The following is a 21,789-nucleotide window of genomic DNA, read 5'->3' as shown; positions in this document are numbered from 1 at the left end:
GAGGATATCGGCCCCGACGTCTTGAGAATGCAACCTTAGCCTGGCGCAAAGGGTTTCACTCCCGAGGCTGAGGCCACGGGAGACCGCCATGAACCAACAGGACACCGATCAAGACAAGCAGCGCCACTTCACCCACGGCGCCTCGGCCGCGACCGCCGACGCGGCCGTCGAGGGGCAGGTCCGGCCCGAGGATCGCCACGTCGATGCGCCCCACGCGCGCGAGGCCGACCAGCCGCTCGAGCCGGGCGAAAAGCACGACCAACTGGCCGAGAAGGTCGCGACGTCGGAAAATCGTCAGGAAGCGCTGCTCGACGAGGGCCTGGAAGAGAGCTTCCCAGGCAGCGACCCGGTCAGCGTCAAGCGGATCACCTGATCCGCGCACCCACCGGAAAACGACGCGCGGCGCGCTCGGCGAAGCTGGGCGCGCCGTTCGCGCGTCCGGGGTCGAACGCCAAAGCCGCGCGGCGGCCGCGACGGCGATCCCGGGCGGCGATCTGGGCGAACGTCAGTTGGCCCTGCTGCCGCGCCAGGCTCCGCACGGTCTCGATCATGCTGGCGCCGTAGACGGTCAGGATCCCCGCCGCGTCGGCCAACCAATCGGGCAGGTTGCCGTCGCGATGCGCGAAGATCTGAGCCACCTCCACGGCTGCGCCCATCACCAGGGCGGCGACGGCGAGGTCGTGGCGGCGCATGCGCGGAAAGGCCAGGAACGACACCGCCAGCAGGCCGCCGAACGCGATGGCGTGGGCGGCCTTGTCGCTGAGTCCGAAGATCGCTTCCGCCCCCTGGAAGGGGCCCAAGGTCAGCACGGCCACCGTCAACGAACCGCCCAGCAAGGTCAGGCGCGCGGCGGCGACGAAGTGGACGGGCTTGAGCATGCGACGCGGACTCCGAAAGGCGCCTCCGTCGTACCCGCCAAGTTCGCGCCAGCGGGTAAACAGGCGGGGTTAGCGGACTATTTCTTCGCGGCTTCCGCCTTTTTCTTGGCTTCGGCGGCGGCCCGGTCGGCGTCGTCCTTGGCCTTCTTCCAAGCTTGGTACTGTTCGAGATAGGGCGCGCGGCGCAGGATCTTCGAGGCCGGATCGACGATCACCGGAACCGTATCCCCAACGGCGACGCGGCCGGTTCCGTCGGCCATGGCCACGGTGACGAGCTTGTCGCCGACCTTCACCTCGACCGGCATCGGGAAGGGCTTGTCCTTGGGCGTCTTCCATTTCAGCACGAGATCGCCGCCCTCGCGGGTCTGGATCAGGTCCGGCAACTGGGGCTCGTAGAAATAGACGTCGAAGAACCAGCCGTAGTCCTTGCCGGTCACCTGGTTGACGATCTTGATGTAGTCCTTGGTGCCCAGATAACGGGTCGTGAAATTGCCGGGCTTCGGGTCGTCGCGGCCATAGACGGCGATGCGGGTGATCTTGAAGAAGGCCTCGTCGCCGAGCAGCTGGCGTAAGGTGTGCAGCACGTTGGCCGCCTTGAAGTAGATGTCGTTCCCCGGCCCGCGATCGCCGTTATAGACGTCATCTTCCTTGAGCTGCTTGCCGGAGACGATCGGCGACTTGTTCCGGGTGTCGACGCGCATCTGGTTCAGCCGCGCCATGTATTCCATGTCGCCGTGCAGCCACTGCGAGAACAGCGGCTGCATGTAGCTGCCATAGCCCTCGTGCAGCCACATGTCGTCGTTGTCGAGGTCGGTCAGCTGGTTGCCGAACCACTCGTGGGCGAACTCGTGCTGCAGCAGCCAGTCGAAGCCGTAGACGTCCTTGCGGTAGTCGTTGCCGTAGGCGTTGATCGTCTGGTGCTCCATGCCCAGGTGCGGCGTCTCGACCACGCCCATCTTCTCGTCGCGGAACGGGTAGGGGCCGATCATCTGCTCGTAGAAGTCCAGCATCGGCCCGAACTCGGCGAACAGGGCCTTGGCCTTCTCGGTCCGGCTCTTCAGGTGCCAGAACGACATGGGGAAGCTGTCGCCGAACCGGCTCTTGTAGGTGGCGGTCAGCTCCTCGTAGGGGCCGACGTCGAGAGCGATGGCGTAGGTGTTCGGGTTCTTGGCTTGCCAGTTGTAGGTCCGCCAGCCGTCCTTCTCGGTCATGCCCTTGAACACGCCGTTGGCCGGGGCGACCAGCGGGGCAGGGACAGTGATGTGCAGGTCGACCAGCTTCGGCTCGCCGGTCGGATAGTCGATGCAGGGCCAGAATAGGTCGCAGCCCTCGCCCTGGACGGCGGTGGCGATCCACGGCTCGCCGGTCTCGGTCTTGCTCCAGACGAAGCCGCCGTCCCAGGGCGCGCGCTTGGCCTCCAGGGGGACCCCGTCATAGGTGATGGCGACGGTGACCTGCTTGCCCTGGGCCACCTTGCGGGGCAGGGCGATCGTCATGCGGCCTTCGGGATTGGTCCAGGCGGTCGGCTTCAGGGCCTTGCCGTCGATGGTCAGCTTGCGGATCGCGAAGACGCGGTCGAAGTCCAGCACCAGCTTGTCCAGCGGCGCCTTGGCGGTGAAGGTCAGGGTCGCCTCGCCCTCGATCGCCTTCTTGTCGGGCAGGATCTTGAACTTCAGGTCGGCGTGCTCGAAGCCCAGCGCCTGTTGCTCGACCGGCATCGGCCCGCCGGTGTCCAGGGACAGCGCGCTGGTCTTCAGCGGTTCGGCGGCGTGGGCCGAGGCGGTCGCGAGCGCGAGCAGCGACGCCGCGCGGATGGCGAAAGAACGAAAGGACAAGAGCGATTCCCCAACGCGATATCGTGTCGAGGCGTATCGGTAGGCCCGCGCGACGGCGGCGCCAAGGTCTGGCTAGATCTTCTCGCTGATCTTGATCGCGGCGCGGCAACCGGCCTGGATAACCGCCGTCAGCAGCGGATAGGCGGTCGCTTCGCGGGCGCCTTCCTCGACGGCGATGTCGCGGTGGGAGAGCTCGTCGTCGCGGAACTGGGACAGCTCGGCGGCCAGTTCCGGATCGCGGTCCTTCAGTTCCTCGATCTGGCCGGCATAGTGCTTCTCGATCACCGTCTCGACGGCCTCGGTGCAGGCATGGGCGGCCTTGTCGCCCAGCAGCGCGGTGCCCGCGCCCAGGGCGAAGGCCGCCGCCCGCCAGATCGGGGACATCAGGGTCGGGCGCACTCCGCGCTCGGTCAGCAGCTGGTTGAAGCGCGTCAGGTGGACCTGCTCGTGGCCCTCCATCTCCCGCAGCTGGCCGGCGATGCGTTCGCGGCCGGGCGCGGCGCGCATCACCGCCGCCTGGCCGCGGTAGATATGGACGGCCGCCAGCTCGCCTGCCTGGTCGACGCGCAGGATCTCGCTGAGCCGCGCGCGGGCGGCGCCGGGGCCGGGGCGGAGCGGAACGGGACGCGCCATCACAGGGTCTCCGATTTGCGCAGGCCGGACAGGACCGACCAGACGGTCAACTTCAGCGAGACGAGGGCGTTCCAGCCGGCCATCGACAGGCCCAGGAACACCCAGGCCGGCTTGTCGCAGGCCGGCGCCTTCAGCTTGGCCGAGCCCTTCAGCATGGCCTCCAGGTTGGCGACGCTGGCCGAGCCGACGCCCGAGCACGACTGCGGGCCTGGCCAGAACTTCCACTCGGCCCCGGCGTGATAGACGGCCAGCCCGACGCCGTAGAGAAAGATCGCGCCCAGCAGCAGGTTCACCGGCTGGCGCAGGCGGCTCCAATAGGGCGTGCGCCGCAGGACGACGCCGATCAGGCCCACGGTTCCGGCGATCCAGTAGATCTCCCGCGCCTTCAGGCAGAGATGGCACGGGGCCAGGCCGCCGAAGGTCTCGAAGGCGTGGGCGATGGCCAGCATCAGCGCGCTGGAGAGCAGCGCCACCAGCGGCCAGTCGCGGGTCACCAGGTCGTAGACGACTCCGACAAAGCCCTGCGTCGCGACCTTCGGCGTCTCATCCGTCATGCGGCGCAAGCTCCACCATGTCCGCTTCCTCCCAGCAGGTGGCTCGCGGCCAGGCCGATGACAAGGAGGCCGATCAAAATCGCCGCGAAAAGGGCCAGGCGCCGCTCGATCACCGGCATCATGGCCGGGCCGAACTTCTTGACGACGAAGGCGACCAGAAAGAACCGCGCGCCGCGCGTGAGGGTCGAGGCGGCGATGAACATCGGGAAGCTGAACGCCGCCAGACCCGAGGCGATGGTCACCAGCTTGTAGGGAATGGGCGTCAGGCCCTTGGCCAGGATCACCCAGACGCCGTACTTGCCGTACCAGCACTGGAACTGCTCCAGCCCGCCGGCGTGACCCGTGGCCGCCATCATCCAGAGGCCGAAGTCGCGCAGGAAATAGCCGATCGCGTAGCCCAGCATGCCTCCCAGCACCGAGGCGATCGTGCAGAGGATCGCGTAGCGCCAGGCCTTGTCGGGCTTGGCCAGCACCATCGGCGCCAGCATCACGTCCGGCGGGATGGGAAAGAACGAGCTCTCGGCGAACGAGACGGCGAACAGACCGAGCGGGGCGCGGCGCGAGGCCGCCAGACCCATGACCCAGTCGTACATACGGCGCAGCATGCGGACTCCGGTGAGATGACGGCCGTTGCTAGCAGGGCGCGGCCGACTTGTCCGCAAGGATGTCGGCGCGCGCGGCTTCCCGCCCGCGCGCGCCGCCCAGCCGGTTAGAACTTCAGCGCCAGGGAGATGCTGTAGTTGCGGCCGGGCTGGGTGTAGCCGTCCTTGACCGCGGAGTTGTCGGCCAGGCCGCGCGCGTCGCTCCACCAACAGTACTTCTGGTCGGTCAGGTTGAAGACCCCGCCGCGCACGGTCACGGTCTTGGTGACCGCCCACCAGGCGGTCAGGTCGGCGACGGTGAACGACGGCGGCATGAAGCAGTTGTAGGGCGAGCTGCCCGCGATCGCGCCCGTGCACGACACGCCCGCGCGCCCGGCCGACTTGCGGTCCGAGTGGATCACGCCGAGGTCTCCGCCGAACCTGCCCGACGGGGCGCGATAGCCGACACCGCCCGTCAGCTTGACCGGGTCGATCGACGCCAGGGGCGTATTGACGCCGTTGGCGCGCGAGGCGCCGCGAGCATAGGAGACGGCCGCCCGCGCCGTGAAGCCCGCGCCGAGGTTCACCGAGCCCTTGGCTTCGGCGCCGCTGATCTTCACCCCCGAGAGGTTCACATATTGGTAGACGGCCGGGTTGGCGGCGGTGAAGGCGCCGCTGACCTGCACCTGCTCGATGAAGTCGTTGTATTCGCCGGTGAAGCCCGTCACCGCCACCCGCCAGCCGGGTCGGTGGAGACGGAAGCCGGCCTCCAGCGTGCGGCTGGTCTCGGGCTTGAGGTTCGGATTCGAGATCGACCGGTAGTTCGAGACCAGGTTGGCGAAGCCGGTGTTGACCTGGCTGGGGGAGGGGGCCTTGAAGCCCGCCGCCGCGTTGGCGAACAGGGTGACGAGCTCGGTGGCGTCCCACACCAGGCCCAGCTTGGGCGACAGGTGGGTGTCGCTCTGGCCCGAGGCGGCGGTCGTGAACAGCGGATCGCTCTTGGGATCAAGCCTGTAATAGTCGAAGCGGACCGCCGGATAGAGCGTGACCGGGCCCGCCGTGATCTCGTCCTGCGCGTAGAGGCCCGCCAGGGTGAAGTCGGTGGTCGGGAAGGCCTTGGCCGGGAAGGTTTCACCCACCGGAGGCGTGGTCCCGTCGCGCGTGCCCTGCTGGCGGGTGATCGAGGCGTCCGCGCCCCAGACGATTTCGTGCTTCAGCGCGCCGGTCTCGAAGACGCTGTGCAACTCGACGGCCGCGCCGAGCACGCGGTTGTCGAAGGTGGCGTCGCGCGTGCGGTCGGCGGCGGTGTTGCGGTCCTCGGCCGAGAACTGGCGCGTCGTGCTCTTCTGCCAATAGAGCGACGTGCGTGCCGCGCTGATCAAGCCCGCGCCGCCGTCATAGCGATGGTCCAGGGTGACGCGGTCGCGCTTGTCCTTGTCGAAGGCGGTCAGGCCGATGACGCTGGTCGAGGCCAGCGGCGGCTTGGCGATCGCCGACAGGACCGTCCAGTCGACCTGACGGTCCATGTGGTCCAGCGTCAGGCGGAAGCGGTTCTGGTCGTTCGGACTGTAGATCAACTTGCCCAGGAACGCGTTGGACGTGTTGTCCTCGGGATTGGCGGTGGTGCGGTCGGTATTGGCCGCGTCGTTGGTCCCCGCCGTCTTCCGCCCCTTGCCGTCGCGGCGCGTATAGGCCGCCAGCGCTTCCCAGCGGTCGGAGCGACCGGCCAGGACCAGGCTTTCGGTCCAGCTATCGTCGGCCGAGGCGTATCCGACGCGGGCCCGGCCCGCGAAGCCCTGGCCAGGCTTGAGAATATCGGACGGATCCTTGGTGATAAAGCTGACCGAGCCGGCCAGACCGTCGGCGCCGTAGAGGGCCGAGGCCGGGCCGCGCACGATCTCGACGGACTTCAGAATGTCGAGGTCGACATAGTCGCCGCGACCGGTCGACTGGGCGCCGAAGGCGAAGCCGTCCGGCACGCGCACGCCGTCGACGGCGATCAGCACGCGGTTGCCTTCGAGCCCTCGAATATTGAAGCCGGCGTTGCCGTCGCGCCCGGTCGAGGCGCCGGCGGCGGTGAAGCGGGCCGGCACCGCGCGGACCGAGACGCCCGGCTCGTCGCGGACCAGGTCCTTGATGTCCTTGACCAGGCCGTCCTCGATTTCGTCGGACGAGATGACGCTGACGGTCACCGGCGCCTGGGAGATCGTCCGTTCCGAGCGGGTGGCGGTGACCGTCACCTTGTCGACCTCGACGGCGTCGGCTGGCGGTGTGGAGTCCGCGGCGTGAGCGGTCGTGGCCAGCAGGGCGGCGGTCGAGGCGGCCGTCAGGGCGGCGAGCTTCAGGCGAGACATCGATATCCCTCGATAGTTTTTGCGACTTATTCGCAACTTGATGGCGTCGGCCTAAAGAGGGCCGTCGACGCGGTCAAGCTATTTGCAATTGATTCTCAGAACTAATCGCAATATCTCGAGGGGCGCCGCGGTTGGAGCGGCGACTGGGGTATGCTCGATGATCCGTTCTCTTCGCGCCGGCCTGCTGGGCGGCGCCTTGCTGTTGGCCCTGGCGGTCCCCGCCGCCCAGGCTCACTCGCCGTACTTGCTGCCCACCGTCTTCGACGTCACCGACCGCAAGGTCGTCACAGTGCAAGGCGCGTTCACCGAGGACTTCTTCACGCCCGAAGTGGTGATGAAGTCCGACGGCTACGCGGTGATCGGCCCCGACGGCGCCCGCGCGCCGCTGCGCCCGACCTATCTGAGCGAAGTCGCCGTCTTCGAGGCGCCGGTCGACAAGCCCGGGACCTACCGCATCACCACCGGCCAGCGCGCTGGCCGCACGGCCAAGGCCGCGCTGGTCAATGGCGAGTGGAAGTTCTTCGAGGTCGACAAGGCTCCGCCTGACGCCGTCGACATGCAAAGCCTGACCCTGGCCGAGGTCTATGTGACGCAAGGTGCGCCCAGCGACGCGGCCCTGGCGCCGATCGGCAAGGGGCTGGAATTCCACCCCATCACCCACCCGAGCAAGATCGTCGCCGGACGGGACGCCGTCTTCGAGGTGCTGTTCGACGGCAAGCCCCTGGCCCATCAGCCCGTCACCCTCAGCGCCGCCGTCGATCCCTATGCGGACGCCAAGCCCGCGCCGAGCACCGTCGCCAGCGACGTCAGGGGCCGCTTCACGATCAAGGTCGATCGACCCGGCGCCTATCACCTCCAGACCCGCTATCGCGTGGCGCCCGCCGGCGCGGGACAGCCGGGTCAAAGCTTCACCTACGCCCTGACCATCGAATCTCTCCGGTAGGACATCCCATGAAGACTCGCTCGATCCTCGCCGCGCTCTGCATCGCCGCCCTGGCCGGTTCGGCCCAGGCCGCTTCGCACGACCGGGACACTTTCATCAAGGAGCAGGACCAGAACGGCGACGGCGTCGTCACCAAGGACGAATTCGCCGCGACCCGCGAGCCTGCCGTTCGTCTTGACCAAGGTCGCGACGCTGAACACGCCGTGGCGCATCGCCTTCCTGCCGGACGGCCGCATGCTGATCACCGAGAAGCCGGGCGATCTGTGGCTGGTCACGCAAGGCGGCGAGAAGACCAAGATCGCCAATGTCCCGGCGGTGGCGGCGCGCGGGCAGGGCGGCCTGCTCGGGGTCTATCTGTCGCCGCGCTACGCGACGGACCATGCCGTCTATCTGACCTATGCCGAACCGGGCGAGGGCGGATCGGGCCTGGCCCTGGCGCGGGCCAAGCTGACCCTGGCCAAGGACGGCGCCAGCCTGGACGGGCTGAAGGTCATCTGGCGCGACGGCGCGGGCGGCAAGGGCGGCCAGTTCGGAGCGCAGGTGGCGTTTTCGCCCGACGGCAAGTTTCTGTTCCTGACCGTCGGCGAGCGCCAGCGGATGACGCCGGCCCAGGATCCGAACCAGCCGCTGGGCAAGATCCTGCGGCTCACTCTCGACGGCAAGCCCGCGCCTGGCAATCCAATGGCCGGCAAGACCGGCGCGGCCAGCGTTCCGATCATCGACCCGCCGTCCGACACCGAGAAGGCCAAGTCCGCCCCGGTCGTCAGGACCTACGCCTTTCCGGGCCCGAACCAGACGCCCGCCGAGACCTGGAGCACTGGCCACAGGACGCCCTATGGCCTGGCCTTCGCGCCGGACGGGCGTCTGTGGGAGGTCGAGCATGGCCCGCGCGGCGGCGACGAGCTGAACCTGATCGAGCCCGGCAAGAACTATGGCTGGCCGCTGGTCGCCTATGCGGTGAACTACAACGGCGTGCCGATCCCCAGCCCCGACACGCGGCCGGATCTGCGCAAGCCGGCGCTGTACTGGACCCCGGTGATCGCGCCGGGGAACCTGATCTTCTACGGCGGCAAGATGTTCCCGCAATGGAAGGGTTCGGCCCTGATCAGCGGGCTGGGCAGCAAGACCTTGAACCGCGTGATCGTGAAGGGCGCCAGCGCGGAGGGCGCCGAACGCTGGAACGTCGGCTTCCGCGTCCGCGACGTCGAGGTCGCCCCCGACGGCGCGCTGTGGATGCTGGAGGACGACGCGTCCGGCGGGCTCTACCGGGTCACGCCGAAATAGCTTCTCCGGATCAGAAGGCGGGACGGTCGGCCTCGTCCCGCGTCTGGTCGCCCAGCTGAAGCGGTCCGGCGTCGTTGCGGCCGACCTCTTCGAGATCGTTCTCGGCCGCGGGCGCGGCGGGGCTCTCCGCGACGCCGAAGACGTAGCGCCTGTATTCCTCCGAGAAGCGGCGGCTGAGGAAGTCCTGATCCTCGGCCTTCTCCTTCAGCTCCAGGAACCAGCTTCCTTCTTCCTCGAACATGTGGTGCAGCACCGCGCCGCGAATGTGTTCGAGCTTGTCGCCCCAGGCCTCGCCGGCGGGGTCGATGCGCTCCAGCTCGGCCATCTGCATCTTGGCGGTGGTCTGCTCGGTATAGGCCATGCCGGCGTGCGCCTTCTCGCCGACCTTGGCCAGGGCCGGATAGAGGACGACTTCCTCGGCCAGGCTGTGGCCGTTGAGCACGGTGGCCAGGGCGCGCATCGCCGCCACGCGGCTCTCGCCGGGACTGGCCGCGCGGGCGGCCTCGAAGGCCGCGCGTATCTGGCCGTGATGCTCCAGAGCCAGCGACAGCCAATCGCCGGGCGTCGCCGCGGCGCGGGCCTTGGCGGTGGCCTCGGCGCGGGCTTCGTCGGATTCCGGCGGCGTGACCGCGCCGATGACCTTGTCGATGATGGACATGGCAGGCTCCCTGTCGATGGCGGCGCCGACGGCGCGCTCTTCCTCGCCTCGAAGGCAACGTGGCGGGCGGGGTCAGGTCGCGCGGAATGTCCAATGTTGCGCGCGACGGCCTGGCCACCCGCGCGCCTGGCCACGGCGCCGATTTGCAAGCTTCGCGGAACGCCGAGCCGTAAGGCCACGTTCAGGCCCCATGGCCGCCACCGGACCCCGCAACAGCTCCGCGACCGTCGTCTACGCGGCGCTGGCCGGCAACCTGGCCATCGCGGCGACCAAGCTCGTCGCCTTCCTGCTGACCGGCTCGTCGGCCATGCTGACCGAGGCGATCCACTCGACCGTCGACACCGGCAACCAGGGCTTGCTGCTGCTGGGCCTGCGTCGCGCGGCGCGGCCGCCCAGTCCGACCCATCCGTTCGGCTACGGCATGGAGCTCTATTTCTGGGCCTTCGTGGTGGCGCTGCTGATCTTCGCCCTGGGCGGCGCCTTCTCGATCTATGAGGGCTGGCTGAAGGTCCGCCATCCCGAGCCGATGGCCCGCCCCTGGATCAATTTCCTGGTCATTGGCCTGGCGGCGCTGTTCGAGGGCGGCTCGTTCGTCGTCGCCTGGAAGGAGTTCAAGGTCTCGCGCGGCGACGCGCCGTTCCTGACCGCCCTGCGGCGCAGCAAGGACCCCTCGGTCTTCGCGGTGTTGCTGGAGGACGGCGCGGCTCTGGCGGGCCTGGCCGTGGCCGCGCTGGGCGTCGCCGGCTCGTCCGTCGGGCTGGCCTGGGCCGACGGCGCGGCGTCGATGGCCATTGGCCTGCTGCTGGTGGTGGTGGCGATCTTCCTGGCCAACGAGACCCGCAGCCTGCTGACCGGCGAGGCCGCCTCGCCCCGGATCGTCTCGGCCGTGCGCCAGGTGATCGCGGAGGATCCGCGCGTCGAGACCGTCATCGAGGTGCTGTCGATGCACCTGGGGCCGCGCGAGATCCTGCTGGGCGTGACGCTCGACTTCAAGGACGCCCTGACCGCCGGCGAGATCGAGAACGCCGCCGACGAGTTCGCCGCCGCCATCCGCGCGGTCGACGCCCGCATCACCCGGGTCTTCGTCCGCTCCGGCCGGGCGCGCGACGCCTACGCCCGATCCCTCGAAACTCAGACCGCCTAGCGAGCTTCGCATGACCAGCCTGCGCCGCCGGATCCGATCGATCGCGCTGTTCGAGCAACTGGGACCGGGCCTGGTCACCGGCGCGGCCGACGACGATCCCAGCGGCATCGCCACCTATTCGCAGACCGGGGCGCGGTTCGGCTACGGCCTGCTCTGGACGCTTCTGCTGACCTATCCGCTGATGAGCGCGATCCAGCTGGTCAGCGGCCAGATCGGTCGAGTGACCGGCCAGGGCCTGGCGCGGAACATGGCCGCGGTGATCCCGCCTTGGGCGGTGACGGGGCTGGTCGCGCTGCTGTTCGCGGCCAATACGATCAATATCGGCGCGGACCTCGCGGCGATGGGCGCGGCCGGCCAGTTGCTGGCGGGCGGGGGCGCGCACCTGTTCACCATCGGCTTCGCCTTGGCTTCGCTGCTGCTGCAGATGTTCGTGCCCTACAAGAAATACGTCCGTATCCTGAAGTGGCTGACCCTGGTGCTGTTCGCCTATGTCGCCGTGGCCCTGGTCGTGAAGCTGGACTGGACCGCGGTCGCGCGCGGACTGTTCATCCCCGATCCGCGCCTGTTCGGGTCGAAGGAGGCGATCACCACGATCGTCGCGGTCTTCGGCACCACGATCAGTCCGTATCTGTTCTTCTGGCAGTCGGCCCAGGAGGTCGAGGAGGTCGCCCACGATCCGAAGGCCAAGCCGTTGAAACAGGCGCCGAGCCAGGCCCGACCGGAGCTCAAGCGCCTGCGCCTGGACACCTTCTTCGGCATGGCGGTGTCGAACCTGATCGCCCTGGCCATCATGATCGCGACCGCCGCCACCCTGCACGCCAGCGGCCAGCACCAGATCGGCACGGCGGCCGACGCGGCCCGAGCGCTTGAGCCCGCCGCCGGCAAGTTCGCCTTCCTGCTGTTCGCGCTCGGCATCGTCGGGACCGGTCTGCTGTCGGTGCCTGTCCTGGCCGGTTCGGCCGCCTATGCGGTGGGCGAGACACGGGGCTGGTCCTGCGGCCTCGACCACAAGCCTTGGGAGGCGGTCGGCTTCTATGCCGTGATCGGAGCGGCCACGGTGCTGGGCGTGGCGATCGACCTCCTTCGAATCGATCCGATCAAGGCGCTGTTCTGGAGCGCCGTGATCAACGGGGTCATCGCCGCCCCGATGATGGTGGTGCTGATGCTGGTGGTCTCGCGGCGCGATCAGATGGGACGGTTCATCGCCGGGCCGTTGATGAAGACCTTCGGCTGGCTGGCGACGGCCGTGATGGCCGCGGCGACCCTGGCGATGGTGGTGGTGCTGGCGACCGGGGACTGACGCCAGGTCGACCTCGGTTACACCCGCGCAATCCCCGACAACTTCGCCGCGACCCTTGGAAGGCGGCGATTTCGCGGCGTCGCGCCCCGATCGTCCCTGGCGGTCAAATTTCAGGACCAGTTGCCGAAAAAAGCGCTTGAAAAAAGATTGCTAGCGCTGTCAATTTGCCATTGCGGCGGTCCGTGACCGATGTTACCGCTAACTAGCCTCTCTTGCCCTGGTTGTTTCCGGGGACCGGGAGTTCGAAAGATCGGTCGGAAATGTTTCCGGCTTGAAACAAAAACACCGCCCTAGAGAAGGGCTAGATTAGGGGGAACGGCTATGAAGCGGCTTCGTCGCTTGCACGCGTCTGCCTCTTGCGTCGCCATCACGGCGGCCATGTTCGCCAGCCCGGTGCTGGCGCGGCAATCGCAGGACACTACGGTCGATCAGGTCATCATCACCGGCATTCGCGCTTCGCTGGAACGGTCGATCCAGATCAAGCGCGCCAACAGCGGGGTGGTCGACGCCATCTCGGCCGAGGACATCGGCAAGTTCCCGGACACCAACCTCGCCGAATCCCTGCAGCGGATCACCGGCGTGTCCATCGACCGCACCAACGGCGAAGGCTCCCAGGTCACGGTCCGCGGCTTTGGTCCCAGCTTCAACCTGGTGACCCTGAACGGTCGCTCCATGCCGACCGCCCGGGTGTCCGTGATCGGCGGCGACCAGTCGGCGGACGTCACGGCGGGCACCAGCCGCTCGTTCGACTTCTCCAATCTCGCCTCGGAAGGCGTGACCACGCTGGAGGTCTACAAGACCGGCCGCGCGGCCGTGCCGTCGGGCGGCATCGGCGCCGCCATCAACGTCAAGACGCGCCGGCCCCTGGACGGCAAGCCGGGCCTGACCGGCAGCGTCGGCGTCAAGGGCGTCTACGACACCAGCATGGACAAGAAGGTCGACAGCTTCGGCGGCAAGTTCACGCCGGAAGTCTCGGGCCTGGTGAACTGGGTCGATGACGGCGAGAAGTTCGGCGTCACCCTGTTCGGCAGCTATCAGAAGCGCGATTTCACCAGCCGCTCGGCCACGTCCAACGACTGGAACATCCGCACCTTCGCCCAGTTCAACGACCCGGCGAACGGCTTCGTCCGCGCCGGCGGCGCGACCCAGATCACCAACGCGCCCAGCAATCCCAACACCCTGGTGGCGATCCCGAACGACAGCCGCTACCACTTCGCCCAGGGCGAACGTGAGCGGATCAACGGCCAGGGCTCGGTGCAGTATCGTCCGACCGAGAACCTGACGGTGACGCTGGACGGCCTCTACGCCGAGAACAAGCAGTTCGAGCGTCGCAACGACAGCACCAACTGGTTCAACCGTCCGTTCAACAGGGTCGTCTTCGACACGAACCCGGTCATCGCGACGTCGGTCCTGACCCAGGAAACGCTCAGCGGCACCAAGGACATGGGCTTCGAGCAGCAGTATCGGGGGACCAAGGACACGCTGAAGTCGGTCGGCCTGAACGCCGACTGGAACGTCACCGACAAGTTCAAGCTGACCCTGGACGGCCACATCTCGAAGGCCGACAGCCGGCCGAACGCGCCGAACGGCGCCAGCACGACCGCCGTCTCGATCGGCGCGCCGGTCATCGCGTCGCACCAGGTGGACTACAGCGGCGCGATCCCGATCCAGACCTTCACGATCAATGACGCCGCCCCTCGCGGAAACGGCAACGGCAAGCTCGACGCCGGCGATCTGGGCAGCCAGGTGGCCCGCACCTGGGCCGAGCGTCAGCGGCAGGATCTGAAGGAAATCCGCCTCGACGGCCGCTGGGACCTCGACGACAACGGCAGCCGCTTCGATTTCGGGGTCGACTACCGCACGTCCACGATGATCCAGACCGCCACGTCGACGCAGCAGGACCTGGGCACCTGGGGCATTTCCTCGCCGGGCGACGTGCAGAAGTACGCGGGCAGCCTGATCCAGCAGTTCTGCCTGGCCTGCCAGTTCAAGGACTTCAATCCCAACCAGAGCGGCCCGGGCCTGGTGTCGTTCCGCGCCAACGCCCTGGATCTCTACAACGCGCTGTCGGCGGCCTATAAGGCCACGAACCCGATCAACGTCACCGGTCAGGACGACAATCGGGTCAAGGAAAACATCGCGGCGGCCTATGCGCAGGTCACCTGGAAGTCCGAGCTGGCGGGCATGCCGACCGAACTGGTCACCGGCCTCCGCTACGAGACCACCAAGACCACCTCGACCTCGCTGGTCCGCGTTCCCGCCAACATCCTCTGGACGGCGGACAACGACTTCAGCGTTCTCACCGGCAACACCTATCAGCCGGTCTCGGGCAAGGGCAGCTACCACAACCTGCTGCCGTCGATGGACTTCCGCGTCGATCTGCGGAGCAACCTGACGGGCCGCTTCTCGTTCAGCCGCACCATCGCGCGGCCCGAGTACGGCAACCTCTTCGCCTCGGCGTCGGTGGATCAGCCGAACCGTCCGACCGCCAACGGCGGCATTCCGCTGGGCAAGAGCGGCAACCCCAGCCTGGCGCCCCTGATCTCGGACAACGTCGACGTCTCGCTGGAGTGGTACTACAAGCCCGGCAGCTACATCTCGGTCGGCTTCTTCGACAAGCAGGTGAGCAACTTCGTCGGCACCGGCACGCAGATGCAGAACCTGTTCGGTCTGCGCGACGCCAGCGCCGCCGGGCCGGGCAGCCGTTCGGCGGCGGCCAAGGCGGCCCTGGCGACGATCGGCGCCAGCCAGACCGACGTGAACCTGTTCACCATGACGGCGCTGATCCAGCAGACCGGCTCGGTGGCGGCGGCGACGGCTCAGTACCAAGCCAACCGCATCGCCGGCGGCGACCTGAACCAGGCCTTCGCCGACCAGATCCTGGCGGCGGTGGACATCACGCCCAACAGCAGCGACGCCCTGTATAACTTCCAGGTCTCCAAGCCGATCAACAACAAGACCGGCAAGATCCACGGCTTCGAAATCGCCGCGCAGCACTTCTTCGGCGATACGGGTCTTGGCGTCGCGGGGGCCTATACGCTGGTGCGCGGGGATATCGGCTTCGACAACGCGGCCAATCCCGACGAGGACCAGTTCGCGCTGCTGGGCCTGTCGGACACGGCCAACGCCACGCTGATCTACGACAAGCACGGGATCTCCGCGCGTCTGGCCTACAACTGGCGTGACCGGTTCCTGCAAGCCACCAACCGCGGCGGCGGGCACAATCCGGTCAATGTCGAGCCGTTCGGCCAGGTCGACTTCAGCGTCTCGTACGACGTGACGCCGAAGCTGGCCATCTCGCTGGAAGGCATCAACCTGACCAACGAACACCTGCGCACCTATGCTCGCGACGAAAACGAGCTGTGGTTCGCTCAGGAACTCGACCGCCGCTTCCTGCTCGGCGCCCGCTACCGCTTCTAGGACCGGAAGTCTCCTAAGGCGTAGCGTTTGGGGGTCGCCGCTTGCGGCGGCCCCTTTCTTCCTTTGAAGTGCGTGGCTCCCAGCGAGCGAGAAGCGATGAACCGAGTGCTCCTGAACAATGTCGACCACGCCGATCTGCGGGTGATCGCGGGCCACGGCGTGGCGCTCGGCGACGGGGTGAACCAGACGCTGGTGCTGCCGACCGAGTTCGATGCCGTGCAGCGCGAATACCCGATCCTGATCCGCAAGGACGCGGCGGGCGCCTACCAGGCCGTGGCCCTGCTGGGCCTGGATCGCGACGAAAACCTCTTCCTCGACGAGACCGGCTGGAACGCGCGGTACGTCCCGGCGGTGCAGCGGCGCGGACCGTTCTCCATCGCCCTGCAACGCGACGATCGCGGCGGCGAGCCCCGGCCGATGATCCATGTCGATCTCGACCATCCGCGCGTCAGCCGCGACGCCGGCGAGCGCCTGTTCCTGCCGGCCGGCGGCGCTACCCCTTACCTGCAGAGCGTCAATCGCGCCCTGGGCGTCATCCACGAGGGCCTGGAGGTGGCCGGTCCGATGTTCGCCGCCTTCGAGGACCTGGGCCTGATCGAGCCGATCGACATCGAGATCAAGCTGGACGACCAGACCAGCTACGACCTTCCCGACGTCTTCAGCCTGGCGCCCGACCGTCTGGCGGCCGTGAGCGGCGCCGACCTGGAGCGCCTACACCAGTCCGGCCTGCTGCGCGCGGCCTGGGCCCTGATCGCGTCGATGGGCAATATCGAGGACCTGATCGCCCGCAAGAACCGCCGCCGGGCGCTGGCATGACCGCGCTGACGGCCCGCCGGACGCTGGAGACCACGGTCGGCTCGCCGGCCGAGATCCCGTTCGACGCGGTGCTGAGCGGTCAGACCCCCATGGTGTTCCGGGGTCTTGCGCGCGACTGGCCGCTCGTCCAGGCGGGCCTGACCTCCAGCCAGGCGGCGCGCGACTACATTCGCGCCCACGATCGCGGCGGGCGGGTCGTGGGCTATCTCGGCGACCCTGCGATCAAGGGCCGGTTCTTCTACGACGAAACGCGCGCCGCGATGAACTTCAAGGCCGAGCGCGCGCCGCTGGCGGACTTCCTGGCGCGCCTGGAGGCGGTCGAGGACGACGATGATCCGCCGTCTGTCTATGTCGGCTCGACGGATCTCGACGCCTTTTTCCCGACCCTCAAGGCGGAAAACGACCTTGGTCTCGGCCCCGAGGTCTTCGGCCCCGAGGCGCCGATGGCGGGGATCTGGATCGGCAACCGCACCGTGGCCTCGGCCCACTGGGACATGTCGAACAACATCGCCGTCTGCGCGGTCGGCCGTCGGCGCTTCACCCTGTTCCCGCCGGACCAGGGCGCCAACCTCTATCCGGGTCCGCTGGAGCCGACGCCGGGCGGCCAGGTGGTCAGCCTCGTGGATTTCGACGCGCCCGATTTCGAGCGTCACCCCGGCTTTCTCCACGCGCTGGCCAGCGCCCAGGTCGCCGAGCTCGAGCCGGGCGACGTGCTGGTCTATCCGGCGCTCTGGTGGCACCAGGTCGAGGCCCTGGCCCCGTTCAACGTGCTGGTGAACTACTGGTGGAACCGCGCGCCGGCCTTCATGGACACGCCGATGACCACGCTGCTGCACGGCCTGCTCAGCCTGCGCGACCGGCCCGATTTCGAGAAACAGGCCTGGAGGGCCTTGTTCGACTACTACGTGTTCGGCCCCGCCGACCGCGCCGGGGCGCACCTGCCCGAGGCGGCGCGGGGGCCGCTCGGGCCAATGGATGAGATCAAGGCCCGGCGGCTGCGAGCGTACCTGCTCGACCGGCTGAACCGATAACAACAGGGGAGGAAAGCATGACCCAGCAGACGATCCGCAAGGTGGTGATCGCGGGCGGCGGCACCGCCGGCTGGATGGCCGCGGCGGCCCTGGCTCGACAGCTTGGCCCGCTGCTGGACATCACCCTGGTCGAGTCCGAGGACATCGGCACGGTGGGGGTAGGGGAGTCGACCATCCCGACCGCCCGCACCTTCAACGCGCTGCTGGGCATCGACGAGGCCGAGTTCATGCGCGCCACCCAGGCGACCTTCAAGCTGGGCATCTCGTTCGAGCACTGGGGCGAGATCGGCGACCGCTACATCCACTCGTTCGGCCAGGTGGGGAAGTCCACCTGGATGGGCGGCTTCCATCACTTCTGGTTGCAGGCGCGTGACCAGGGCTTCGGCGGCGATCTCGGCGACTACTGCCTGGAGCTGAAGGCGGCCGAGCAGAACCGGTTCTTCACCGGCCAGGACGGCCCGCTGAACTATGCCTACCACCTGGACGCCGGTCTCTATGGCCGGTTCCTGCGCGGCATGGCCGAGCGCGACGGGGCCCGGCGGGTCGAGGGCAAGATCGCCTCGGTGCGTCAGAACGCCGAGAGCGGCTTCATCGAGGCGCTGGTGATGGAGAGCGGCGAGGTGGTCGAGGGCGACCTCTTCGTCGACTGCACCGGCTTCCGGGGGCTGCTGATCGAACAGACCCTGAAGGCGGGCTTCGAGGACTGGGGCCACTGGCTGCCGACCGACAGCGCCCTGGCCGTGCAGACCCGCTCGACCGAGCCGGCCGTGCCCTACACCCGCGCCATCGCCCACCGCGCCGGCTGGCGCTGGAAGATCCCGCTGCAGCACCGCGTCGGCAACGGCCTCGTCTACTGCAGCGCCTTCATGGGCGACGACGAGGCGCGGGAGATGCTGCTGGGCCAGATCGAGGGCGAGACCCTGATCGAGCCGCGCCTGATCCGCTACCGCACCGGCCGCCGCCGCAAGACCTGGGACAAGAACGTCGTGGCGCTGGGCCTGGCCAGCGGCTTCGTCGAGCCTCTGGAATCGACCTCGATCCACCTGATCATGATCGGGATCACGCGTCTGATGCAGCTTTTCCCGTTCGGCGGGATCAGCCCGGCGGCGGTGGATCGCTACAACCGCCAGGCCGACGACGAACTGGCCAAGATCCGCGACTTCATCATCCTGCACTACAAGGCCACTGAGCGTTCCGACAGCCCGTTCTGGGACCGCGTGCGCGAGATGGAGATTCCCGACACCCTGGCGCAGCGCATCGAACTCTTCCGCGAGAGCGCCCAGGTCTATCAGGCCCCCGGCGAGCTCTTCCAGGTCGACTCCTGGCTTCAGGTGCTGCTCGGCCAGCGCGTCGCGCCCAAGACCTACCACCAGATGGGCCGGCTGATGCCGCCGCAGCAGCTGAGGCAGGCGCTGGACGACCTGAAGCGCAACATCGCGGGCGCGGTGGCGCGGCTGCCGCAGCATCAGGCGTTCCTGGACAGCTATTGCGCGCTGAGCAAGTCGGCTTAGCGGCTTTTCACCGCGTCATCGCGCGCTTCATGCGCGGGGCCCATTTGTCGGCCGCACGGTCGGAGCGAGCATGCGCTGACCCGCCACGCTAGCTGAACCATGGGTCCCGCGAACACGTCGCGGGATGACGGCGGACTATGCCTCGATCGGCGCGAACAGCTTTTGCAGCGTCGCGCCGATCCGCGCCGTCGCCGGATCGCCCTCGGCCAGCCCCATGGCCTTCAGCTCGCCGCCCAGGCGGCCGCCGATCGCCAACAGCGGGCGGCTGGTGATCTGGGCCTGAACCAAGGTCTCGACCGCCTCGGCGTAGCGCGCGCCGTTCAGGGTCTCGAGCGCCCAGGCGCGCGCGGCGGCGCCCGTCCGGCGGCGCAGGGCGGCGTCGCCCGCCAGGCGCTCGAGGACCGCGCGCAATTCGTCCACCGCGACCTCGCCGCCGATCTTGAAGACCAGGTCGTCGGGCAGTTCGCCATAGAAGCCGGCGTTCGCCACCACGGTTGGCCGCCCGCTGAGCATGCCCTCGCAGGCCGAGCCCGAGGCGCCTTCCAGCACGGGCCTCCGCAGGGCGCAGATGATGTCGGCCTCGTCCAGCCGCTGGTCCAGCGTGCCGTCGTCGACGGCGCCGTCGATGGTCAGGCCCTTAAAGCCGACCTCCGCGGCGACGCCCTCCAGCCTGGCGCGTTCCTCGTCCGAGATCGGACCCACCAGGCGGTAGACGCAGGCGTTCAGGACGTCCGAGCCGCCCATCGCGCGGATTACGTCCTCGGCGCGCTTGTTGGGGTTCATCACCCCGACCGTGGTGATGGTCAGCGGGCTCTCGGTCTTCGGCGGGCCGGGCGGCGTCGCGCGATCGGGGCAGCACAGCGGCGTCACGGCCACGGGGCCGGGGCAGGCGGCCTCGATCCGGGGCGCGTAGAAGTTGGCGTGAGCCAGGGCGGCCTCGCAGCGGCCGGCCAGCCATTCGGTCATCGGCGCGTGACGGGCGATCTCGCCCATGTCCGGCATCTGACCCGAGCGAATGGCCACGGCGACCGGCTCGGCCTGGGACCCGTAGGTCGCCACGATCTCGGCGTCGTGCCGACGGTAGTCCAGGCCGTTATAATAGAGCCAGCCCGAGAACAGGTTGTAGAGATAGAAGTCGTGGAAGATCCCGAGGCAGGGCGCGGCCTCCAGGATCGCGAACACGCCGCCGTGGAACAGGTAGTTGTCGCCGATATTGACGATGACCGCGTCGAAGTCCGTCCGTAGCCGCGCCAGATCGTAGGATCGCCAGTGGCGGACCGGCAGGACGGTCGGATGCAGCGCCTCGCCCGGCTCTTCCTGGTCCTCGCAGCGCAGGATCTCCACCTGATGGCCGCGCAGGGCCAGCTGGCGGGCGACTTCGACGCCGACGCGGCCGATCGAGGAGCGCATGACGAGCGGCGTCACCCAGCAGATCTTCATCGGGCGGGTCCTAGCGGCTGAGCAGGCGCTTTTCGGCGTCGCCGCCGGCGCGCACGAAGGCGATGTTGGCCGAGACCACCTTGGCGGCCGCCTTGGCGCCGGTCGGCTCGGCCGCGCCGGTCGCCTCGTCGATCAGATAGGGCTTGAAGCCGGCGTCGGCGAATGCCTTGAACCATTGGGCCGGGGTCTGGCCGACCCGCTTCAGGTGCTCGGGGCCGAACTCGGCGACGATCGCCAGGTCGGGGTTCTTGGCGATCACGCCCCGCATGCCGGCCAGCACGTCCAGCTCGGCGCCCTCGACGTCGATCTTGACCACGTCCATGCGCCCCTTCGGCGCGACGTCGTCGAGGCGCACGACCTCTACCTCCACCGTCCGGGCTTCCTCGGCCTCGGGCAGGGCATAGAGCGAGCTGTGGCCGATGATGTCGCTGACGTGGAAGGTCAGGCGGCCCGGCGCCTGGCCCACGGCCTGATCCCGCACCTCGACCCAGGACAGGCCGTTGAGGTACTTCATCTTCTCGAGGTTCGACCGCGGGACGGCCTCGGGCTCGAAGGCGATGACCTTGCCGCCGGGGCCCGTGGCCCAGGCCAGGATCAGGGTTAGGAGGCCGATATTGGCGCCGACGTCGGCGACGACCATGCCCGGCTGGACTAGGCGGCGCAGCGCGTCGCCGGTGCCGGGCTCCAGGCCCTTGCTCGTCGCGTTCGCCAGCATCGTGACGAAGGTCGGCAGGGCGGTCGGCGCCAGGATATAGCCGTCGCGCATACGGATCGCGGTCGACTCGGCGTCGTAGTGGATCAGCGGCCGCGCCTTGATCTCCAGTTCGTCGAAGCGCGGACCGAACAGGCCCGGCAACCCGGCGAGCTCGGTGCGCAGGCCGTGGGCGAGACCCTCGATGCGGACGCCATGGTCATGGGCGCTGGCGGCGTGCTCCCGCCCGCGCACCGCCTCTCCCTCGATCCGGCTCAGCTGCTGGCCGACGCGCTCCAGCTGCTGGCCCATGAAGACCGTCGACTGTTGCTGCTGCTGCAAGATCAGATGCAGCAGGGCCTGGGTGTCGTCTAGGCGGGCCTGGACCGCGTTGATCTGGGCCTGGGCCTGACGAAGCTCGTGCTCCACGCTGGCCTGCAGATAGCGACGCGCGTAGTGGGCGATCGGCGACAGCAGCGGCGCCAGGAGGCGGCGCGCTAAAGCGAAGCGGCGGCGCGGCGGCGGGCCCACGGGCGCGGGCGGCGCCGTCGAGAGCGTGGGCGCCCCGGGCGGCGAGTCGAGGCTCTCGGCCGCGTCGGCCGCGGCGGCGGGAGCGCGCATGGCGGCGTCTATCGCCATGTCCAGGCGTACGGGCCTCAAGTCAGTCCTTCCCGAGCGCGACCGCCAAGGCGCGGCGCGCTTCTCTGATCACGCGG

At 68.5% G+C, this 21,789-nt stretch carries 18 protein-coding genes; 9 read left to right on the top strand and 9 right to left on the bottom strand.

The features are described 5' to 3' along the window. The first annotated feature begins 88 nt into the window (after nt 1-88). On the top strand, nt 89-373 hold the full coding sequence (locus tag Q0V34_RS00960; protein WP_297506564.1) for a hypothetical protein: 285 nt from the start codon (nt 89-91) through the stop codon (nt 371-373). Here Q0V34_RS00960 and Q0V34_RS00955 read toward each other — a convergent pair. From Q0V34_RS00955 to Q0V34_RS00930, 6 genes are all read right to left on the bottom strand, one after another. After that, nucleotides 366-878, bottom strand: a complete 513-nt coding sequence (locus Q0V34_RS00955; protein ID WP_297506563.1) for a VanZ family protein — start codon at nt 876-878, stop codon at nt 366-368. The genes Q0V34_RS00960 and Q0V34_RS00955 overlap by 8 nt on opposite strands. Before the next feature lie 77 nt (nt 879-955). Further along, a complete protein-coding gene (locus tag Q0V34_RS00950; protein WP_297506561.1) occupies nt 956-2,713 on the bottom strand; it encodes a M1 family metallopeptidase in 1,758 nt (585 codons plus the stop codon). A gap of 72 nt (nt 2,714-2,785) precedes the next feature. Next, the gene (locus Q0V34_RS00945; RefSeq protein WP_297506559.1) at nt 2,786-3,346 is read right to left on the bottom strand and encodes a demethoxyubiquinone hydroxylase family protein; all 561 of its coding nucleotides are present in this window, start codon (nt 3,344-3,346) and stop codon (nt 2,786-2,788) included. Then, entirely contained in the window at nt 3,346-3,900 is a 555-nt protein-coding gene (locus Q0V34_RS00940; protein WP_367272018.1) for a disulfide bond formation protein B, read from the bottom strand. Before Q0V34_RS00940 ends, Q0V34_RS00945 begins: the two co-directional genes overlap by 1 nt. Beyond that, nucleotides 3,897-4,505 carry a YqaA family protein gene (locus tag Q0V34_RS00935; protein WP_297506557.1) on the bottom strand — a complete coding sequence of 203 codons (609 nt, stop codon included), beginning with the start codon at nt 4,503-4,505 and terminating at the stop codon, nt 3,897-3,899. The genes Q0V34_RS00940 and Q0V34_RS00935 overlap by 4 nt, the downstream gene beginning before the upstream one ends. A 104-nt stretch (nt 4,506-4,609) precedes the next feature. Next, nucleotides 4,610-6,835, bottom strand: a complete 2,226-nt coding sequence (locus Q0V34_RS00930; protein ID WP_297506555.1) for a TonB-dependent hemoglobin/transferrin/lactoferrin family receptor — start codon at nt 6,833-6,835, stop codon at nt 4,610-4,612. A gap of 157 nt (nt 6,836-6,992) precedes the next feature. Between Q0V34_RS00930 and Q0V34_RS00925 the strand changes: the two genes are divergently transcribed. Together Q0V34_RS00925 and Q0V34_RS00920 are read left to right on the top strand one after the other, a co-directional pair. Then, nucleotides 6,993-7,778, top strand: a complete 786-nt coding sequence (locus tag Q0V34_RS00925; RefSeq protein ID WP_297506553.1) for a DUF4198 domain-containing protein — start codon at nt 6,993-6,995, stop codon at nt 7,776-7,778. A 174-nt stretch (nt 7,779-7,952) separates the two neighbouring features. Beyond that, nucleotides 7,953-9,062, top strand: coding sequence for a PQQ-dependent sugar dehydrogenase (locus Q0V34_RS00920; RefSeq protein WP_297506551.1), 1,110 nt, complete (start codon nt 7,953-7,955; stop codon nt 9,060-9,062). A gap of 10 nt (nt 9,063-9,072) precedes the next feature. On the opposite strand, the gene Q0V34_RS00915 is transcribed toward Q0V34_RS00920, so the two are convergent. Then, a complete protein-coding gene (locus tag Q0V34_RS00915; RefSeq protein ID WP_297506549.1) occupies nt 9,073-9,720 on the bottom strand; it encodes a hemerythrin domain-containing protein in 648 nt (215 codons plus the stop codon). 190 nt (nt 9,721-9,910) lie between these two features. Between Q0V34_RS00915 and Q0V34_RS00910 the strand changes: the two genes are divergently transcribed. The 6 genes from Q0V34_RS00910 to Q0V34_RS00885 all read left to right on the top strand — a co-directional run bounded on the left by Q0V34_RS00910 (nt 9,911) and on the right by Q0V34_RS00885 (nt 18,942). Then, nucleotides 9,911-10,864: a cation diffusion facilitator family transporter gene (locus Q0V34_RS00910; protein ID WP_297506547.1), complete on the top strand. Its 954-nt coding sequence runs from the start codon at nt 9,911-9,913 to the stop codon at nt 10,862-10,864. A gap of 10 nt (nt 10,865-10,874) precedes the next feature. Then, entirely contained in the window at nt 10,875-12,164 is a 1,290-nt protein-coding gene (locus Q0V34_RS00905; protein ID WP_297506545.1) for an NRAMP family divalent metal transporter, read from the top strand. A gap of 321 nt (nt 12,165-12,485) precedes the next feature. After that, complete coding sequence (locus Q0V34_RS00900; protein ID WP_297506544.1) at nt 12,486-15,584, top strand: TonB-dependent receptor; 3,099 nt, start codon at nt 12,486-12,488, stop codon at nt 15,582-15,584. A gap of 96 nt (nt 15,585-15,680) precedes the next feature. Continuing rightward, entirely contained in the window at nt 15,681-16,400 is a 720-nt protein-coding gene (locus tag Q0V34_RS00895; protein ID WP_297506543.1) for a SapC family protein, read from the top strand. Further along, nucleotides 16,397-17,431, top strand: coding sequence for a cupin-like domain-containing protein (locus Q0V34_RS00890; protein ID WP_297506542.1), 1,035 nt, complete (start codon nt 16,397-16,399; stop codon nt 17,429-17,431). Before Q0V34_RS00895 ends, Q0V34_RS00890 begins: the two co-directional genes overlap by 4 nt. A gap of 17 nt (nt 17,432-17,448) precedes the next feature. Beyond that, nucleotides 17,449-18,942 (top strand): tryptophan halogenase family protein, encoded by a 1,494-nt coding sequence (locus tag Q0V34_RS00885; protein ID WP_297506541.1) that lies wholly within the window; start codon nt 17,449-17,451, stop codon nt 18,940-18,942. Between the two features lie 135 nt (nt 18,943-19,077). On the opposite strand, the gene Q0V34_RS00880 is transcribed toward Q0V34_RS00885, so the two are convergent. Together Q0V34_RS00880 and Q0V34_RS00875 are read right to left on the bottom strand one after the other, a co-directional pair. Beyond that, nucleotides 19,078-20,382: a glycosyltransferase family 4 protein gene (locus tag Q0V34_RS00880; RefSeq protein WP_297506539.1), complete on the bottom strand. Its 1,305-nt coding sequence runs from the start codon at nt 20,380-20,382 to the stop codon at nt 19,078-19,080. A gap of 10 nt (nt 20,383-20,392) precedes the next feature. Then, nucleotides 20,393-21,733 (bottom strand): FkbM family methyltransferase, encoded by a 1,341-nt coding sequence (locus tag Q0V34_RS00875; protein WP_297506537.1) that lies wholly within the window; start codon nt 21,731-21,733, stop codon nt 20,393-20,395. Nucleotides 21,734-21,789 lie beyond the last annotated feature (56 nt).

This window comes from uncultured Caulobacter sp. (assembly GCF_947036865.1).
Taxonomy (GTDB): Bacteria; Pseudomonadota; Alphaproteobacteria; order Caulobacterales; family Caulobacteraceae; genus Caulobacter.
The sequence above is the reverse complement of the archived record's forward strand: the minus strand, read 5'-3'. Positions and strand labels throughout refer to the sequence as shown.

What these genes read in the sequence shown, in the direction of transcription:
- Q0V34_RS00960 (WP_297506564.1), top strand. Translation starts at nt 89, where the DNA reads ATGAACCAACAGGACACCGATCAAGACAAGCAGCGCCACTTCACCCAC.
- Q0V34_RS00955 (WP_297506563.1), bottom strand. Translation starts at nt 878, where the DNA reads ATGCTCAAGCCCGTCCACTTCGTCGCCGCCGCGCGCCTGACCTTGCTG.
- Q0V34_RS00945 (WP_297506559.1), bottom strand. Translation starts at nt 3,346, where the DNA reads ATGGCGCGTCCCGTTCCGCTCCGCCCCGGCCCCGGCGCCGCCCGCGCG.
- Q0V34_RS00940 (WP_367272018.1), bottom strand. Translation starts at nt 3,900, where the DNA reads ATGACGGATGAGACGCCGAAGGTCGCGACGCAGGGCTTTGTCGGAGTC.
- Q0V34_RS00935 (WP_297506557.1), bottom strand. Translation starts at nt 4,505, where the DNA reads ATGCTGCGCCGTATGTACGACTGGGTCATGGGTCTGGCGGCCTCGCGC.
- Q0V34_RS00930 (WP_297506555.1), bottom strand. Translation starts at nt 6,835, where the DNA reads ATGTCTCGCCTGAAGCTCGCCGCCCTGACGGCCGCCTCGACCGCCGCC.
- Q0V34_RS00925 (WP_297506553.1), top strand. Translation starts at nt 6,993, where the DNA reads ATGATCCGTTCTCTTCGCGCCGGCCTGCTGGGCGGCGCCTTGCTGTTG.
- Q0V34_RS00915 (WP_297506549.1), bottom strand. Translation starts at nt 9,720, where the DNA reads ATGTCCATCATCGACAAGGTCATCGGCGCGGTCACGCCGCCGGAATCC.
- Q0V34_RS00910 (WP_297506547.1), top strand. Translation starts at nt 9,911, where the DNA reads ATGGCCGCCACCGGACCCCGCAACAGCTCCGCGACCGTCGTCTACGCG.
- Q0V34_RS00905 (WP_297506545.1), top strand. Translation starts at nt 10,875, where the DNA reads ATGACCAGCCTGCGCCGCCGGATCCGATCGATCGCGCTGTTCGAGCAA.
- Q0V34_RS00900 (WP_297506544.1), top strand. Translation starts at nt 12,486, where the DNA reads ATGAAGCGGCTTCGTCGCTTGCACGCGTCTGCCTCTTGCGTCGCCATC.
- Q0V34_RS00895 (WP_297506543.1), top strand. Translation starts at nt 15,681, where the DNA reads ATGAACCGAGTGCTCCTGAACAATGTCGACCACGCCGATCTGCGGGTG.
- Q0V34_RS00890 (WP_297506542.1), top strand. Translation starts at nt 16,397, where the DNA reads ATGACCGCGCTGACGGCCCGCCGGACGCTGGAGACCACGGTCGGCTCG.
- Q0V34_RS00885 (WP_297506541.1), top strand. Translation starts at nt 17,449, where the DNA reads ATGACCCAGCAGACGATCCGCAAGGTGGTGATCGCGGGCGGCGGCACC.
- Q0V34_RS00880 (WP_297506539.1), bottom strand. Translation starts at nt 20,382, where the DNA reads ATGAAGATCTGCTGGGTGACGCCGCTCGTCATGCGCTCCTCGATCGGC.